Origin of the sequence: Mesonia algae (assembly GCF_003253545.1) — a bacterium.
Taxonomy (GTDB): Bacteria; Bacteroidota; Bacteroidia; order Flavobacteriales; family Flavobacteriaceae; genus Mesonia; species Mesonia algae.
This window is the reverse complement of sequence record NZ_QKYV01000003.1, coordinates 345,421-361,208: the sequence shown is the minus strand read 5'-3', so window position 1 is coordinate 361,208 and position 15,788 is coordinate 345,421. Positions and strand designations below refer to the sequence as shown.

Genomic DNA, 15,788 nt, shown 5'->3' with positions numbered 1-15,788 from the left:
TCTAAGTAGAGCTAAAAAGATGAGATTCTGAATAACTTTAGAATGACAACAATGTTGATAGCTGAATACTAAATCTAATGAGCTTCTAGCCAATTCTCACCCACACCAATTTCTACATCTAAAGGTACTTCTAGTTTAAAAGCATTTTCCATTTCATGTTTAATGAGTGCTTTTAAATCTTCTAATTCTTCTTTTAATACATCAAAAATCAATTCATCATGAACCTGAAGTAACATTTTAGATTTAAATTGCTTGTCTTTTAGCTTTCGCTGAATATTAATCATTGCCATTTTTATAATGTCGGCAGCACTTCCTTGTATGGGAGCGTTCACGGCATTTCTTTCGGCAGCACTTCTTACCACATTATTTTTCGCATTAATGTCTTTTAGATAACGTCTTCTTCCTAAAACCGTTTCTACATAACCGTTTTCTCGAGCAAAATGCACTTGATCGTCTATATAGTCTCTAAGTTTAGGGTAAGTTTTATAATAGGTTTCAATGAGTTCTTTAGATTCACTTCGAGTTAAATCGGTTTGATTGCTTAATCCGAATGCAGAAACACCATAAATGATCCCAAAGTTGACTGTTTTCGCATTGCTTCTTTGTTCTCTAGTAACTTCTTCAATAGGAACATTAAATACTTTTGCCGCTGTTGAAGCGTGGATATCTTCTCCATTTTGAAAAGCATTGATCATCGTTTCTTCTTCGCTCAATGCAGCAATAATCCTTAATTCTATCTGCGAATAATCGGCAGCTAGTAAAATGTGATTTTCATCCCGAGGAATAAATGCTTTTCTTACTTCACGTCCACGTTCTGTTCTAATAGGAATATTTTGAAGGTTAGGATTATTAGAACTCAATCTTCCGGTTGCAGCAACCGTTTGCATATAGTCGGTATGAATTCTTCCTGTTTTTTCTTCTATTTGATGTGGTAAAGCATCTACATAAGTATTCTTTAATTTAACCAATCCGCGCCAAGCGAGCACATCTTTAATAATTTGGTGTTCATCGGCTAAGTAAGAAAGCACATCTTCTGCGGTAGAATACTGTCCGGTTTTAGTTTTCTTGGGTTTCTCTACCAATTCAAGTTTTCCGAAAAGGATATCTCCCAACTGTTTTGGAGAACCAATATTAAATTCTTCTCCGGCCTCCTCATAAATTGTTTTTTCTAGGCTTAAGATATCTTTCTCTAAAGCATCAGAAAGGTTCTTAAGAAAATCTCGGTTAACATGAACGCCTTCTAATTCCATTTCAGCCAAAACTTTAAGTAAAGGCAATTCAATTTCATTATAAAGTTTTTGGGTGTTGGTGTCTTTTAACTCCTTATCAAAAAACTCTTTTAATTGATAGGTAATATCGGCGTCTTCTACAGCGTATTCCTTTTGATCTTCTATAGCGACACTGCGCATACTTTTTTGATTCTTCCCTTTTTTTCCGATAAGGTCTACAATAGGTTTTGGTGAATAATTAAGGTAAGTTTCTGCCAATACATCCATATTATGACGCATATCTGGATTGATGACATAGTGCGCTAACATAGTATCAAAAAGAGGTTCGGCCACTTCAAGATCGTAATTAGCCAATACTTTGATGTCGTATTTTAAATTCTGACCTATTTTTTGAATATTGGTATTACTGAAAAATTCTTTTAAAGGTTCTAAAATAGTCTTCGCTTCTTCTTGATCTTCTGGAATCGGTAAATAGTATCCTTTTCCTTTTTCCCAGCTAAACGCAATTCCAACCAATTCGGCTTCGAAGGTGTTAAGCGAAGTCGTTTCGGTATCAAAACAAACCGAGGTTTGTTGTAAAAGTTTTTTAATAAATAATTGGGTGGCCATTCCTGGTTCTACCAATTGATATATATGTGGCGTGTTTTCTAAGTTTTGGTAACCGCTAAAGCTCTTTGCGGAAACGTCTTCTTGAGAAGTGTCGTTGCCAAACAATGAAAACTGTCCTGCGCCAGCAGTGGGAGCAGATGCTTTTTTCTTTTCGGCGACGGCTGTAGGGGTCGTTAATCCTCCTCCAGATTCTCCACCTTCATTAAACATTTTTATAAATTGCTCGGTAAGTCTTCTAAATTCTAATTCTTTAAAAATTTCAACAACTTCTTCTACATTGGGTTTAGAAAGCTCGTATTCTTCTTCGTTAAATTTTACATCACAGTCAGTAAAAATAGTGGCAAGCTTTCGCGAAAGTCGGCCTAACTCAGCATTTTCTATCACCTTTTCTTTCATCTTCCCTTTTAACTGATCGGTGTTAGAAAGTAAGCCTTCCATACTATCAAACTGAGCGATAAATTTTTTAGCAGTTTTATCACCTACACCAGGTAAACCAGGAATGTTATCTGAAGCATCTCCCATCATTCCTAAATAATCGATCACTTGCTCTGGGCGTTCAACCCCAAACCTCTTCTGAATTTCTGGGATTCCCCAAATCTCAATGGCATTTCCCATTCTTGCGGGGCGGTACATAAAAATATTTTCAGAAACCAATTGCCCAAAATCTTTATCGGGCGTTACCATAAATACTTGGTAATTTTCCTTTTCGGCCTGTTTAGCTAGAGTTCCTATAATGTCATCGGCTTCTAATCCTTCCAATTCGATACAAGGAATATGCATTCCAGTAAGAATTTTCTTAATAAATGGGATGGCATCTCTTATGGCTTGTGGCGTTTCATCTCTATTAGCTTTGTATTCTTCGAACATTTCGGTTCTTGCAACGCTTCCGCCTTTATCAAAACAAACGGCTAAATGGTCTGGATTTTCTCTTTTAATGACATCAAAAAGTGAATTGGTAAACCCCATTATGGCAGAGGTATCTTGCCCTTTGGAGTTAATTCTAGGATTCTTGATTAATGCGTAATATCCGCGAAAGATTAAAGCATATGCGTCTAGTAAAAAAAGTCTTTTTTGATTGGCCATGAAATTGATATTGAAAATGGAAGTGTAAAGTTATCAAATCTACAAGTTTTTATCATTCATTGAACGCTTAAATCTTTTAAGCTTTCTATTTATCAGACTTAAATAAATGTAGATGATGGTGTATTTTATTCCGCGAAAGCGTACTATATAATTACTGTAATTTGAGTTAAATAATACAAAAATAACATCTTAAGGAGCTTGGTTTGTGTAGTTTTGCAGCGCTAAATTTAGAAATATGCGTTGGGTTATTTTTGTGGTCATATATATTGTATTAAGTTTTTATAGTTTTCAAGCGGTAAAAACCGTCTTTAAAACCAATTGGATACAATATTTATTTATTGGGTTGGTGGTTCTAATATTAGGGAATTTTATTTACCAATGGTTGCAACCAGGAGAAGGACGAGTCTTAACTCAGCCTAAAAGTTACGCATTCGGATTTTTATTAGCGATGCTCTCGGCAGAGTTAATTTTAGTGATTTTTATGTTTGGGGAAGATATTGGTCGGTTATTATCGGCAACCTATAGTAAGTTTTTTACAGCTAAAGAATCTTTTCATTTACCTTCTCGGCGAAAATTTGTAGGAACATTAGCATTGGGTATTGCAGCCATTCCATTTGCCTCTTTGCTTTACGGAATGTTTAAAGGAAAATACAACTTTAGAGTGTTGAGCTATAACTTAGAGTTTGATGATTTACCTGAAGCATTTGACGGTTATCAAATCACTCAAATTAGTGATGTGCATAGCGGTAGTTTTGACAATCATAATAAAATATCTTACGCTGTAGATTTAATTAACGAACAACAGAGTGACGCTATATTCTTTACAGGGGATTTGGTGAATAATCTAGCTAGCGAAATGGATGAATGGAGTGATTTGTTCTCCACTTTAAAGGCTAAAGATGGTGTGTTTTCGGTTTTAGGAAATCATGATTATGGAGATTATGTAGATTGGGCTAATACTTTAGAAAAAGAAAACAATTTAAATCGTTTAAAAGAAGTCCAAAAAAATATGGGTTGGAGGTTGCTCTTAAATGAGAACGTATCTATAAATAGGGGAGAGCAAAAAATTTATTTAGTTGGTGTAGAGAATTGGGGGAAAGGTGGTTTTGTAAAACACGGAGATCTAGATAAAGCCGCAGCAGATTTAACTAAAGAAGATTTTAAAATATTACTGAGTCACGATCCTTCTTATTGGCAAGAAAAAATTAAATCTGATCCTAAGCATTATCAACTTACCCTTAGCGGACATACTCACGGAATGCAGTTTGGAATAGAAATTCCTGGTTGGATAAAGTGGAGTCCTATAAAATATCGTTACGAAAATTGGGCTGGAATTTATGAAGAATTGGGTCGATATATAAACGTTAATAGAGGCTTTGGTTTTTTAGGGTACCCGGGTAGAGTAGGAATATGGCCAGAGATTACCGTGATAAAATTAAGGAAAAGAAGAGCTTAATATACACTTAGGCGTTAAAAATTGCTTTTAATCTATAAATTATATACTTTTACGGTATAACCCCCTATAATTTATATGATGAAAATTTTACTATCCATTTTATTAATAATTGTTTCCTTTTCTTTTGGTTTTTCCCAAGTAGGAATCAATACTACAGATCCTGATGCTAGTGCAGCATTGGATATTGTGAATGACGAGCGAGGAGTTCTAATTCCTAGGATGACAACTGCACAAAAAAATGCAATTGTAGAGCCTGCTCACTCTTTATTAGTTTATGATACTGACTTAGAAGGTTATTACTTTAATCAAGGTACTCCAACAACCCCAAATTGGGTGCTCTTGTTAACAGATGTAAAAACTAGAGATAATTACGTTATAGTTAAGAGTGTAGAAGATTTTCCTGGTGGAGGTCAAGGTGGTACGATTACCTTAGATGAAAATACCCTTTATGAAGTAAATGGTACTATTACCCTTAGTCAATCTATTGATGTAAATGGGGCTTACTTAATAGGGAAAGACACTAATGAAGATGTTTTAAATTATACAGGTAATAGTGCATTATTTACGGGTTCTGCCAATGCAAGTTTTAGGAATATAACATTTAATAATTCAAACAGTGGTAGCTTATTTAATCTTACAGCTTCTTCTACAAATAGCCTAATTGCCCAAAGTGTAGTAGTTAATGGTTTTAGTTCTGTAGGTATAGTTGGAGGCTATGGATTAGTTTTCTTTAATGTGGTCCAATATATAGCTAATTCTGATGGGATTACTTATACAGATATTGGTAATTTGCTTTTAAATAATATGGGGTGGCAGCCAAGTAATGGAGGCTCTTATGAAACTTTTACAGGAACTTTTGGGTTTATTCAAAAAGTAAGTGGTTTTACAACGGTAGGTTCGGGTGCAACGGGTTTAGATGTTAGTTCTAATCCTACGGTAAGCAATGGAACTCTAAAAAGTGTCGTGTTTAGTGGAACTGGAGATTATGTTGATTCTTACACGGGAACAGGAACCTATACAGGGTTTAACTTTACAAATGATTGGGCTGTTGATTGTATTGGTATTCCTAGGGAAGATGATGATAATGCTTCAGGTAATATTTATATTACAAGAAACTCTACAACTACAAATCCTTCGTTTAGCATAGCTTCAGCTACACCTATAAATGCTTCTATAGATCCAGGACAGATGTTTAGGTTTTCCAATTCTACTTCTACAGTTACAGTGGGTAACAATGTGTTGAAGTATGAGGGAAAAGAAACTAGAACATTTAGTATTTCGGGAAACTTGTCTTATCAGTCAACCAATACTAGTAACAGTGGAGTAGAAACTGTACACGTTTTTTTTATTAGAAGATTTGATAGTAGCGGTACTGATCTTGGCGTTCCATTAGGTACTGAAGTTTACAGTGAGGTAGGGGCAGATGGTGATGAATTAGTAAGGGCAATACCTTTGGGAGGAAAAGTAACTTTAGATCCAGGGGATTATGTTAGGATTTATGGACAATTCATTTCCGCTACTGGGACTGCAAGAAATAATATTAGAGTGTATTCTGTAAGTTTAACTCTAGAGTAATTCTAATCTCTTAACAAACTCCTAATTATTTGGTGATTAACGACTGCTTCTCTATTTTTATTTTTTAAAAAATGACCCTATGTCAAAATTTGGAGAATTAATAGATTCAGAAAAGCCAGTTTTATTGAATTTTCATCCGGTAGAAAGTGGAGAAGAAGCTTCTCGTCTTATTTTAAAAGATGTAGCTGCCACTTTGGGTGAAAAAGTAAAAGTGATCAAAATAGAGGTAGAAAAAAATAAATCTTTAGTTGAAGCTTTAAGAATTTCGGAAGTGCCCACTTATATACTGTATAAAAACGGAGAAATGTTGTGGCGACATAGCGGTGAGCAAAATGCAGATTCTTTAATTTCAGTAGTAGAAAAACATATCTAGAGGGTATCAAATTTATATCCCAACTTACTATAATACATTAGAACCTTAGGTAAAACATGCCTAAGGTTTTTTTCTGCTTTTAAGCTATCGTGAAAAACTAAAACACTTCCGTTTTTGGTGCTTTTAAGAACCCTTTTCCAACAGTTTTCTTTGCTTAGATCTTGATCATAATCTTTGCTTAAAACATCCCACATAACGATCTTATAGTCTTTTAAAATCTCTTGAGCTTGTGATGAGGTTGTTTTTCCGTAAGGAGGTCTAAATAATGCTTTCGCGGAATTTGAGACGTAACTATCTATGATTTTTTGTGTGCTAAGAATTTGTTGTAGGTAATTCGATTTACGGGTGTTCCAGCCGTTTATATGTTGAAGGGTGTGGTTTCCTATTCGGTGTTTGTTTTTAATGACCGACTTAAATACTTCTGGATGTTTTTCAATATTTTCGCCGATGCAAAAAAACGTAGCTTTCGCTTTAAACTGTTGGAGAAGATCTAATACCCACGGAGTAACTTCAGGGATTGGACCATCGTCAAATGTGAGGTAAATGACTTTCTCCTCTCTAGAGCGATGCCAAACTCTTTGTGGGTAAAGTTTTTTTCCGATAAGGGAAATTAACTCCGCCATGGATTTATAATGACGGAGAATTTACTAAAGTATCTTGTAATAAAGTTTGATCTTGTTTAAGTTCATTTTTTAGGTTAGGAGTGTTTTGTAAAGGTAAATCTTCCTCAACATCATAATTCTCATCATCCCTATAAAAATGTTTAAACTTTTTAAGATAACTATTAAACTCATCAGCTTTCTCTTTTACCAATTCTTCATCTTGATTAAGAACTAGAAGATCAATTAAGCTTCTGTAGCGTTCAATATCTGTGATAATTTCATCGCCAATGTTGTATTGTCTTTCTAATGATAACTGACTGTAATAATTGATGTTTTCCTGATATTTTTCAGCAATCTTATTCCATATATCTCTCGCTTTTTCTTTTTCACCAATTTGATAGTAACCATCAATAAAAGGTTCTATAAGCGGATAATACCCATATTTTTCTAAAGGCATTTTTTCCATTCCTAAATCTAGAATTTCTTTAGCTCTAACCGAGTCTTTCTCTTTTAAAAGATTCTCTACCAAACGTGCTAAGTTGCTTCTATAAGTAATAGAGTTTTTGCGGGTTTCAGGGTCGTAATAAATATCATCGCTTCCGCTGTTACCCCATTCCCAGTCTTTAACGATAGAGTACATTTTATCGGTATCAATTCTACCCATAGTATATGGATCTCTAGGGTTTATAGGAGTTTGAATAGGAACCAACTTATAGCAAACACCGTCTAATTGTAGGTAATCCTTCATCCATAGATAATCATCGTTACCAAAACTTCCTCCAGTGAAATAAATAGGACGTTTCCAATCTACATTAGCTAAAACATCTAACATTAATAAACGATTCTTGTATATAGCATTTCCTTCGAGTTGAATGTCGATATAAGGAACGATTTTATCTTTTTCTTCTGGTTTTACAATACCGCTTTTAACGGCGTTTGTTGCATTTACAGGAACTCTTATGGTTTTAGTAGGGAATACACTAATGGTTTGTCCATTTTGTAATTCTGCCTGTGTACTAGGGTGGTCGCTCTTAATGTATTTTAACCAATCGGTGATTAATAAAGTGTCACCTACACGAGGATCTTCCATATACCTTAGGTAATCATTTTTTCCGTAAAGATAATCTTCGTGTTCAAAAATGGTTTTTACGGCTTTACTTTCATAAGCAGCTCTTTTCATTTGATCAATATACCAATCTGTAGCAAATAGGCTGGTGTTAATCACACGAACATCGGTTCGGTAACCTTCTATTTCTTGAGCATACCAAAGCGCAAATGTGTCGTTATCCCCAATGGTAAATAAAATCCCGTTTTCATCTACTGAGTCGAGATACATTTTTGCCATAGATCTAGCAGTGTATTTTCCAGAGCGGTCGTGATCGTCGTAGTTTTGTGAAAGTAAAATTCCGGGAACGGCGATTAAACAAATAACACTTACTACTGGAGCTATGATTTTTGGAGAGGCGTATTGTTTTAATTTATCAATAAGGGCATACACACCAAAACCAATCCAAATGGCGAAAACGTAGAATGATCCTACCAAGGCGTAATCCCTTTCACGAGGTTCAAAAGGTCTTTCGTTGAGGTATATTTTAAGGGCTATTCCTGTAAATAGAAAGAAAACTAATAGAACCCAGAAGGTTTTTACATCTCTTTTTGACTGAAATAATAATCCGATTAAGCCTAAAATTAGAGGCAGGAAGAAATAGGTATTTCTCCCTTTGTTATTTTTAACGTCACTAGGTAGATTATCTTGAGAGCCGAGTCTAATCTCGTCTATAAAATCGATTCCGCTAAGCCAATTTCCGTGAAGGTCATCATACTTTCCTTGAATATCGTCTTGTCTTCCTGTGAAATTCCACATAAAATACCTCCAATACATATATCCCATTTGAAACTGAAATAAATACTGAAAGTTAGAGGCTGTAGAAGGTTTTTCTACCTTAAGATAAGCTCCAAATTGTTCTAAAAAACTAATGTAGTCTTCGTTGGTAAGCTTTCCTAAAGCATATTCTTTTTTAAATTGATTAACTGTAGAAACTAATTGGTCTTCTTGTTGATATTCTGGTAAAATTGAAAATTCTATAGGACCTGTAAACTGCATATAGTTAGCCATATGCTCTGTACTCCACATTCTAGGTAAAAACGTTTTATGCTCATCACTAGAGTTTTGTTTGGAGTTTTTCCAATCGTTTACAATGATATATTTTCCAGCAGCTTCATCTTCTTCATATTTTGGTTTATCATCTATGTACGGTTGATCTTCATCTAAACCTCCAAAAAGATCGGTAAATTGAGGACCGTAAAATAATTTTGTTTCAGGATATTGCTCTCGGTTGTAATATGCTAAGAGTTCTCTAGCATTGTCTGGACTGTTTTCATTAATTACAGTTCCTGCATTTGCACGTATAGGAAGCATTACCCAAGAAGAAAAGCCTATAAAAATAAATAAGGTGCAAAGGATTAAAGTATTGGCATGGATGTAGTCTTTTTTCCGTGTAAACGTTAACCCAAAGTAAAAAAGCGCTATTAATACGATAGCAGCGATGATTGTCCCCGAATTAAAAGGTAAACCAAAAGTATTCACAAAAAATACTTCCGCTTCAGCGAAAAAGGTTAGTGAATAAGGAAGTAAAAGCTTAAAAATAAACATTAAAATAGCCACGACGACTACATTTGCTATGATGAAATTCTTTACGGTTACCTTTTCTACATTTTTAAAGTAGTATAAAAACCCAATTGCTGGGATGGTAAGAAGAGCCATAAAATGAACTCCAAATGATAAACCAATAATAAAAGCAATAAGAATAAGCCAGCGATTACCGCGAGGTTTAAACATATCTCTGTCCCAAAGTAATCCTACATAAAATAAAATGGCCATTAAGAAACTGGCCATAGCATACACTTCGGCTTCTACGGCGCTAAACCAGAAACTGTCTGTAAATGTAAATGCTAATGAGCCGACTAAAGCACTTCCTAAAACAGCTACTTTTTTAGAAGCGGATAGGGTTTCTTCGTGACCTGCAATTTTTCTTACCAATAAGCTAATAGACCAAAACATAAATAATATAGTAAAGGCGCTAGAAAAAACCGATACCATATTCACCATAAGTGCCACTTGATCTGCATCTGATGCAAAAGTAGAAAAGAACGCTCCTGTCATCTGAAATAAAGGCGCTCCTGGTGGATGTCCTACTTGTAATTTTGCTGATGTAGCAATATATTCCCCTGCATCCCAAAAACTGGCAGTAGGTTCTACAGTTAGCATATAAGTGATTAAGGCAATGGCAAAAACGAACCATCCCATTATTTTATTCCACTTACTAAAGTTAAAGTCTCTCATACTTAATGAATAATAATGTCTAGCAATTTGGCGAATTTAAGAATAAATGCCGAATGAGAAGAGAACGTACAAAGGATAAAAATATTTTTTTTAAAAAAATTTTTATTTTTGTTTGGTATAACGAAAGTTTCTTTTAAATTTGCACTCGCATTACAATGCTGGCCCATGGTGTAACTGGCAACACGTCTGTTTTTGGTACAGAAGAGTCTAGGTTCGAGCCCTAGTGGGCCAACAAAAAAACCCAATTTCTTATAGAGATTGGGTTTTTTCATTTATAAGCCTTACAGGTTTATAATTATTGGTTTGTTTGGTGTAATGTACTTATCATCAAAAGACGTAGCGTTAATGTAAGTAGTCTTTCCTAATTTAATTTTCCCGTAATTATCGTGAGCGTGTCCGAAGATGTGGTAGTCGGGTTGTAAATGCTCTATTTGTCTTCTTAAATAGGGACATCCTGCATGTTTATTTTTTGTATGATCTAAAATGTCGTAAGGTGGATTGTGGGTGATTATTATATTCGCTTTACGCGGAATTTTTTCCCAATGATTTTCAATTTGATCTACTTTTAGTCCAAATGCCCATCTTTCTCCTAAAGATGTGTTTGGTGAACCCCAGAAATGATAGTCATTTATAATTAGAGATTCATTGATTAAGATGTGTACGTTTTCTAAGTAAGGTTTTAATTTTTCGTAACGTTCTTTCTCAAGATAGAAATCATGGTTACCAGGAACTAAAATTTTATGAGCATGATTTTGATTAGAAAACCACGATAGAAAAGCCTTAGTTTCGCGAAAAGTGCCTACCTCAGAAAAGTCTCCTGCGTGTATAAGAATATCTCCATCTGGAATATTTAGTAGGCTTTCTCTGGTATGGGTGTCAGCAATGCAAATTAATTTCATGCTGTAATGATAAACAAATTAAATTCTAATCAAGAACTTTTTCAGCTTGTTCCTCATCTATGGGAAGTGCGATTTTTGTGGCTTGCATTATAAGTATGCAGACAATAAGGGTGGTTAGAAGAAAAAATAAAAACTTAACAAGAAGACTGTCTGTATGTAAAAAGCTATAAATCCCAAGTGCAATTTCTGCAATTAGAAAAAAGGCTGAGAAGATTAGTTTGAGTATCATTTTTTTACATAAGATTATGTTGCAAATATAAAGCGGGAGCTTCATTCATTTTTGTAAAAAAAATACAATTAATTTAAATTTAACGATTGGCTAATATTTAGAATATTTTCGTTAAATCTTTTACAATAAGTTAGATAGATAAATATTAAAACTTACTTTCATTTTCAAAACAAAATTAATTTGAAAACATTTTTAAAGATTGTATCTGCAGTAGGAGTTTTACTAATTGTCGGGTATATCGCCACGCACTTTTTTGTAAAAAATAAAATAGAAACCGCTCTAGAAAAGCCAATCGCAGAGGGTGTAGTTACATACGAAGATTTAGGGCTTAATCTTTTCCGCGGAAGCGTAGATTTTGCAAATATTAAATGGAAAAGTGATAAGAATGAATCTCATCTTAGTGTTCCTCGTTTAAAAGTTGCTAGTTTCTCTTATTATGCTTTATTGGTTGATAATCAGGTAAAGGTGAAAAAAGTGTTTTTTGATGAGCCAGATATATTTCTTCATACAAAAACAGATTCGGTAAAGTCGGCTTCTCAAAATAATAGTAAAAAATTCGAAAAAGAAGTTCTTGTTCAAAAATTTGAGATAGATAATGGAAATTTTATCTTGAAAAAAGACAGTATTGAAAAAATACGAGTATCCAACTTTAATTTTGGGATACATGAAATTTTTTCCAGCAAAGACTCTAGAAACGGCAAAGTCCCATTTACTTATGAGGATTATAAATTAGAAGGAGACAATTTATTTTTTGATCTGAATGATTTGCAAGAATTAAATGTTGATAAAGTGTCTGTATCAGAAAAAAATATTTCTTTACGGAATTTACATATGGCTCCTAAGCATAGTAAGGATAGGTACATTGAGCATATTCCTTATGAGAAAGATTGGATGGATTTAAAGATTGATGAGTTATCGATTCTTGACTATACGTTGAATTTAAAAGACAAAAAGAGCTTTTCGACTCCATTGATAGAGATCAAGAAATTGAATTTTGAAATTTTTAGAGATAAGACGGTTAAGGATGATGTGAGAAAGAAGGATATGTACAGTAAAATGTTAAGAGGTTTAGATTTTGGAATAAAAATAGATTCTTTAAACATATCTTCAGGCTATTTGGCTTATGGGGAACAATTAAAAAAACCAGGACCAGCAGCGACAATATTTTTTGATGAGTTCAACTCTGGGATAACAAATATTACTAATTTAGACTTAGATCGAGAAGATTTCCCAATGACCAATGTTAAGATTAGTACCCAGTTTATGGGAAAATCTAAGTTAGATTTTAATTGGAATTTCCAAGTAAATGACACTTTAGATCGATTTACAGTACAAGGTTCTGGTTACCAAATTCCAGATACATCTATTAATTCTTTCTTTAGACCTGCATTTAATATGGAAGCAGAAGGAGGTGTTGATGAGGTGTATTATAATTTTAGCGGTGATCGTAATCGAGCTTCGGGAGATATTAAATTAGATTATGAGAAATTTAAATTGCACGTTTTAAAGAAAGATCGCGAAAGAAAAAATAAGGTGCTTAGTTTTTTGGCAAATATAGTGGTGAAGAACTCTTCTAAGAATGGGGGTATTTCTAAAAATGTTGGGGAAGTTAAAAGAGACAAGACCAAATCTTTTTGGAATTATTTTTGGTCTTGTCTCGAAGCTGGTTTGAAAAAAGTATTTATTTAATTCTAAAAGTAACCACGGGTCTTTTGGCATGATTTACTAAGTCTTCGCTTATACTTCCGTTAAGGAAATGAGCAAGGCCTTTTCTTCCGTGGGTGCTAACACCAATTAAATCTGCATTCTTTTTAGAAGCGTATTTTAAAATCCCTTTTTCAACAGATTCGGCTCCATAAACTTCAAAGCTCAAGTTGCTTGTGTCTACACCGCTAAGAAGAGCTGTAGATTTTTCTTCTAAATAATCGTCGGTTTTAAATTTATTAGAGGTGTTAATGTAAACCACGTGCATTTTTGCATTTAGCATATTGCAAAATTGAACAGCCTCTATAAATGAATCTTTGTTTTTTTCCATTAAATCGGTGGCGTACACCATATTTTTCACGTCAGAAACCATAATGTCGTCCTTAATTACGAGAACAGGTATATCTGAATTTCTAACTACTTTTTCTGTGTTAGATCCAATGAATACTTCTTTCATTCCGCTGGCACCGTGAGAACCCATGACTACCATGTCTACATTATTATCTTTGGTGAATTCCATAATTCCATCAAAGGCTTCTTGAAATTGAACCGCTTCGTAAACTTTAATTCCGTTAAGGTAATCTTTAGATAAAACTTCTTCAAAACGTTTATGAGCGAGCTTCATAAAGTATATAGACTCGGGAATTTGGTTTCCGCTACCAGAAGTTGCGGGATCTATAAGTTGTGTAGGAAGTTCTAGCATATGTAAAAGATAGATTTCGCTGTTGTGTTTTTTTGCAAATTGTGCAGCAACTTTTAATGCACTTTCTGCTTGTTCAGAAAAATCTGTAGGAACAAGAATTTTTTTCATTTTTAGATAGTTTATTTTTGTTAATTAATCTAGTATAATAAAGTTACAAATAATTTCATTGGACATCTAATTTATTATGTAAGAAAATATTACTATATTTGCAGTGGAAAGAAAAAATAATTGATAGAGGGGACATACAGTCCCCTCTTTTTATAAATATTTTAATGCAGAAAGAGTTAGTTAAAGAATTGCTAGACAAAGCTTTAGATGAAAATGAAAGCTTGTTTTTGATAGACTTTGAAATTAAGAGTGATAACCAGATTTTTGTGGTTATAGATGGGGATAAAGGTGTCTCTGTGAATGATTGTATTGATGTTAGTCGGGCTATTGAGCATAATTTAGACCGAGAAGAAGAAGATTTTTCTTTAGAAGTGACCTCTGCTGGAGTAGCTGCGCCTTTGTTAATTCCGAGGCAGTTTAAGAAAAATATTGGAAGAAAGTTAGCGGTGAAATTAAAGGAGGAGGCTATAGAAGCCAATTTAGAAGATGCTAACGAAGAAGAAATTACACTCCGTTGGAAGGCTAGAGAACCTAAGCCTGTGGGAAAAGGAAAAATAACAGTGAAAAAAGAAGCTGTAATACCTTATTCCGATATTGTAGAAGCAAAAGTGATGATAACGTTTTAACAGAAATTAGATATGGAGAATATCGATTTGATTAACTCTTTTTCGGAGTTTAAGGATGATAAATTAATAGATCGTGTAACTTTAATGGCGATTTTAGAGGATGTTTTTAGAAATGCTCTAAAGAAAAGATTTGGGGAAGACGATAATTTTGATATTATTATCAATCCTGATAAAGGAGATTTAGAGATATGGAGAAATAGAGTTGTAGTAGCAGATGGAGAGGTTGAAGATGACAACAAAGAAATCTCACTTACAGCTGCTAGAAAGATTGAGCCGGATTTTGAAGTAGATGAAGATGTTTCTGAAGAAGTGAAATTGATAGATTTAGGTCGTAGAGCTATTTTAGCTTTAAGACAAAATCTAATTTCTAAAATACATGAGCACGATAATACGAATATCTATAAGCAGTTTAAGGACTTAGAAGGTGAGATTTATACCGCAGAAGTTCATCATATTCGTCATAGAACCGTAATTTTGTTAGATGATGAGGGTAACGAACTGGTAATGCCTAAAGATAGACAGATTCCTTCAGATTTTTTCCGTAAAGGTGAGAATGTAAGAGGAGTGATTGAAAGTGTAGAATTAAAAGGGAATAAGCCAATTATTATTTTATCAAGAACGGCTCCTGTTTTCTTAGAAAAATTATTTGAGCAAGAAATCCCAGAAGTTTTCGACGGATTGATTACTGTAAAGAAAGTAGTTAGGGTTCCTGGAGAAAAAGCTAAAGTAGCGGTAGATTCTTATGATGATAGAATTGACCCTGTTGGAGCATGTGTGGGAATGAAAGGTTCTCGTATTCACGGTATTGTTCGTGAACTAGGAAATGAAAATATTGATGTAATTAATTTTACAACTAATAATCAATTGTTGATTACTAGAGCGTTAAGTCCTGCAAGAGTTACTTCTATTAAAATAGATGAAGAAAAGAAAACCGCTCAGGTAATGTTAAAGCCTGAAGAAGTTTCTAAAGCTATTGGTAGAGGTGGTCATAACATTCGTTTGGCTGGCCAGTTAACAGGCTATGAGATTGATGTTTATAGAGAAGGAGGAGAAGAAGATGTTGAATTGTCTGAATTTACAGACGAAATTGAAGATTGGGTAATTGCAGAATTATCTAGAATAGGATTAGATACGGCTAAAAGCGTCTTGGAGAAAGATGTAGAAGATTTAGTCAAAATAACAGACCTTGAAGAAGAAACCATTCAAAATGTAATTAGGGTCTTAAAAGAAGAATTTGAAGATTAATTTT

General features: G+C 33.9%; 11 protein-coding genes and 1 tRNA gene. 7 read left to right on the top strand and 5 right to left on the bottom strand.

What is annotated here, in order from left to right; translation table 11 throughout:
* Positions 1 to 74: 74 nt before the first annotated feature.
* Positions 75 to 2,921, bottom strand: coding sequence for a DNA polymerase I (gene polA / locus LX95_RS07015; RefSeq protein ID WP_111540728.1), 2,847 nt, complete (start codon positions 2,919 to 2,921; stop codon positions 75 to 77).
* 235 nt (positions 2,922 to 3,156) lie between these two features.
* Here polA and LX95_RS07010 point away from each other — a divergent pair, with 235 nt between their 5' ends.
* The 3 genes from LX95_RS07010 (at position 3,157) to LX95_RS07000 (ending at position 6,325) form a co-directional block, all read left to right on the top strand.
* Positions 3,157 to 4,377 (top strand): metallophosphoesterase, encoded by a 1,221-nt coding sequence (locus LX95_RS07010; RefSeq protein WP_111540727.1) that lies wholly within the window; start codon positions 3,157 to 3,159, stop codon positions 4,375 to 4,377.
* A 78-nt stretch (positions 4,378 to 4,455) separates the two neighbouring features.
* Positions 4,456 to 5,952 carry a hypothetical protein gene (locus LX95_RS07005; protein ID WP_146240757.1) on the top strand — a complete coding sequence of 499 codons (1,497 nt, stop codon included), beginning with the start codon at positions 4,456 to 4,458 and terminating at the stop codon, positions 5,950 to 5,952.
* Between the two features lie 79 nt (positions 5,953 to 6,031).
* Positions 6,032 to 6,325, top strand: a complete 294-nt coding sequence (locus LX95_RS07000; protein ID WP_111540725.1) for a thioredoxin family protein — start codon at positions 6,032 to 6,034, stop codon at positions 6,323 to 6,325.
* Here LX95_RS07000 and LX95_RS06995 read toward each other — a convergent pair.
* Positions 6,322 to 6,948, bottom strand: a complete 627-nt coding sequence (locus tag LX95_RS06995; protein ID WP_111540724.1) for a polysaccharide deacetylase family protein — start codon at positions 6,946 to 6,948, stop codon at positions 6,322 to 6,324. The genes LX95_RS07000 and LX95_RS06995 overlap by 4 nt on opposite strands.
* Positions 6,949 to 6,952: 4 nt before the next feature.
* Positions 6,953 to 10,270: a protein O-mannosyl-transferase family gene (locus LX95_RS06990; protein WP_111540723.1), complete on the bottom strand. Its 3,318-nt coding sequence runs from the start codon at positions 10,268 to 10,270 to the stop codon at positions 6,953 to 6,955.
* A gap of 159 nt (positions 10,271 to 10,429) precedes the next feature.
* Here LX95_RS06990 and LX95_RS06985 point away from each other — a divergent pair.
* Positions 10,430 to 10,502: transfer RNA gene (locus LX95_RS06985), tRNA-Gln, on the top strand.
* Between the two features lie 49 nt (positions 10,503 to 10,551).
* Here the strand turns inward: LX95_RS06985 and LX95_RS06980 are convergent.
* Positions 10,552 to 11,169, bottom strand: coding sequence for a metallophosphatase domain-containing protein (locus LX95_RS06980; RefSeq protein WP_111540722.1), 618 nt, complete (start codon positions 11,167 to 11,169; stop codon positions 10,552 to 10,554).
* A gap of 409 nt (positions 11,170 to 11,578) precedes the next feature.
* On the opposite strand from LX95_RS06980, the gene LX95_RS06970 reads away from it, so the two are divergent.
* Positions 11,579 to 13,087 (top strand): AsmA family protein, encoded by a 1,509-nt coding sequence (locus LX95_RS06970; protein ID WP_111540720.1) that lies wholly within the window; start codon positions 11,579 to 11,581, stop codon positions 13,085 to 13,087.
* Here the strand turns inward: LX95_RS06970 and LX95_RS06965 are convergent.
* Positions 13,080 to 13,913: a universal stress protein gene (locus LX95_RS06965; protein ID WP_111540719.1), complete on the bottom strand. Its 834-nt coding sequence runs from the start codon at positions 13,911 to 13,913 to the stop codon at positions 13,080 to 13,082. The genes LX95_RS06970 and LX95_RS06965 overlap by 8 nt on opposite strands.
* Before the next feature lie 164 nt (positions 13,914 to 14,077).
* Here LX95_RS06965 and rimP point away from each other — a divergent pair, with 164 nt between their 5' ends.
* Positions 14,078 to 14,539, top strand: coding sequence for a ribosome assembly cofactor RimP (gene rimP, locus LX95_RS06960; protein WP_111540818.1), 462 nt, complete (start codon positions 14,078 to 14,080; stop codon positions 14,537 to 14,539).
* Positions 14,540 to 14,551: 12 nt separating this feature from the next.
* Complete coding sequence (nusA, locus tag LX95_RS06955; protein WP_111540718.1) at positions 14,552 to 15,784, top strand: transcription termination factor NusA; 1,233 nt, start codon at positions 14,552 to 14,554, stop codon at positions 15,782 to 15,784.
* The last annotated feature ends 4 nt before the right edge of the window (positions 15,785 to 15,788 follow it).

Excerpts from the sequence above, each read along its gene's own strand:
- LX95_RS07005 (WP_146240757.1), top strand. The coding sequence starts at position 4,456 with ATGAAAATTTTACTATCCATTTTATTAATAATTGTTTCCTTTTCTTTT.
- nusA (WP_111540718.1), top strand. The coding sequence starts at position 14,552 with ATGGAGAATATCGATTTGATTAACTCTTTTTCGGAGTTTAAGGATGAT.
- LX95_RS06965 (WP_111540719.1), bottom strand. The coding sequence starts at position 13,913 with ATGAAAAAAATTCTTGTTCCTACAGATTTTTCTGAACAAGCAGAAAGT.
- LX95_RS06990 (WP_111540723.1), bottom strand. The coding sequence starts at position 10,270 with ATGAGAGACTTTAACTTTAGTAAGTGGAATAAAATAATGGGATGGTTC.
- LX95_RS06980 (WP_111540722.1), bottom strand. The coding sequence starts at position 11,169 with ATGAAATTAATTTGCATTGCTGACACCCATACCAGAGAAAGCCTACTA.
- rimP (WP_111540818.1), top strand. The coding sequence starts at position 14,078 with ATGCAGAAAGAGTTAGTTAAAGAATTGCTAGACAAAGCTTTAGATGAA.
- LX95_RS06995 (WP_111540724.1), bottom strand. The coding sequence starts at position 6,948 with ATGGCGGAGTTAATTTCCCTTATCGGAAAAAAACTTTACCCACAAAGA.
- polA (WP_111540728.1), bottom strand. The coding sequence starts at position 2,921 with ATGGCCAATCAAAAAAGACTTTTTTTACTAGACGCATATGCTTTAATC.
- LX95_RS07010 (WP_111540727.1), top strand. The coding sequence starts at position 3,157 with ATGCGTTGGGTTATTTTTGTGGTCATATATATTGTATTAAGTTTTTAT.
- LX95_RS07000 (WP_111540725.1), top strand. The coding sequence starts at position 6,032 with ATGTCAAAATTTGGAGAATTAATAGATTCAGAAAAGCCAGTTTTATTG.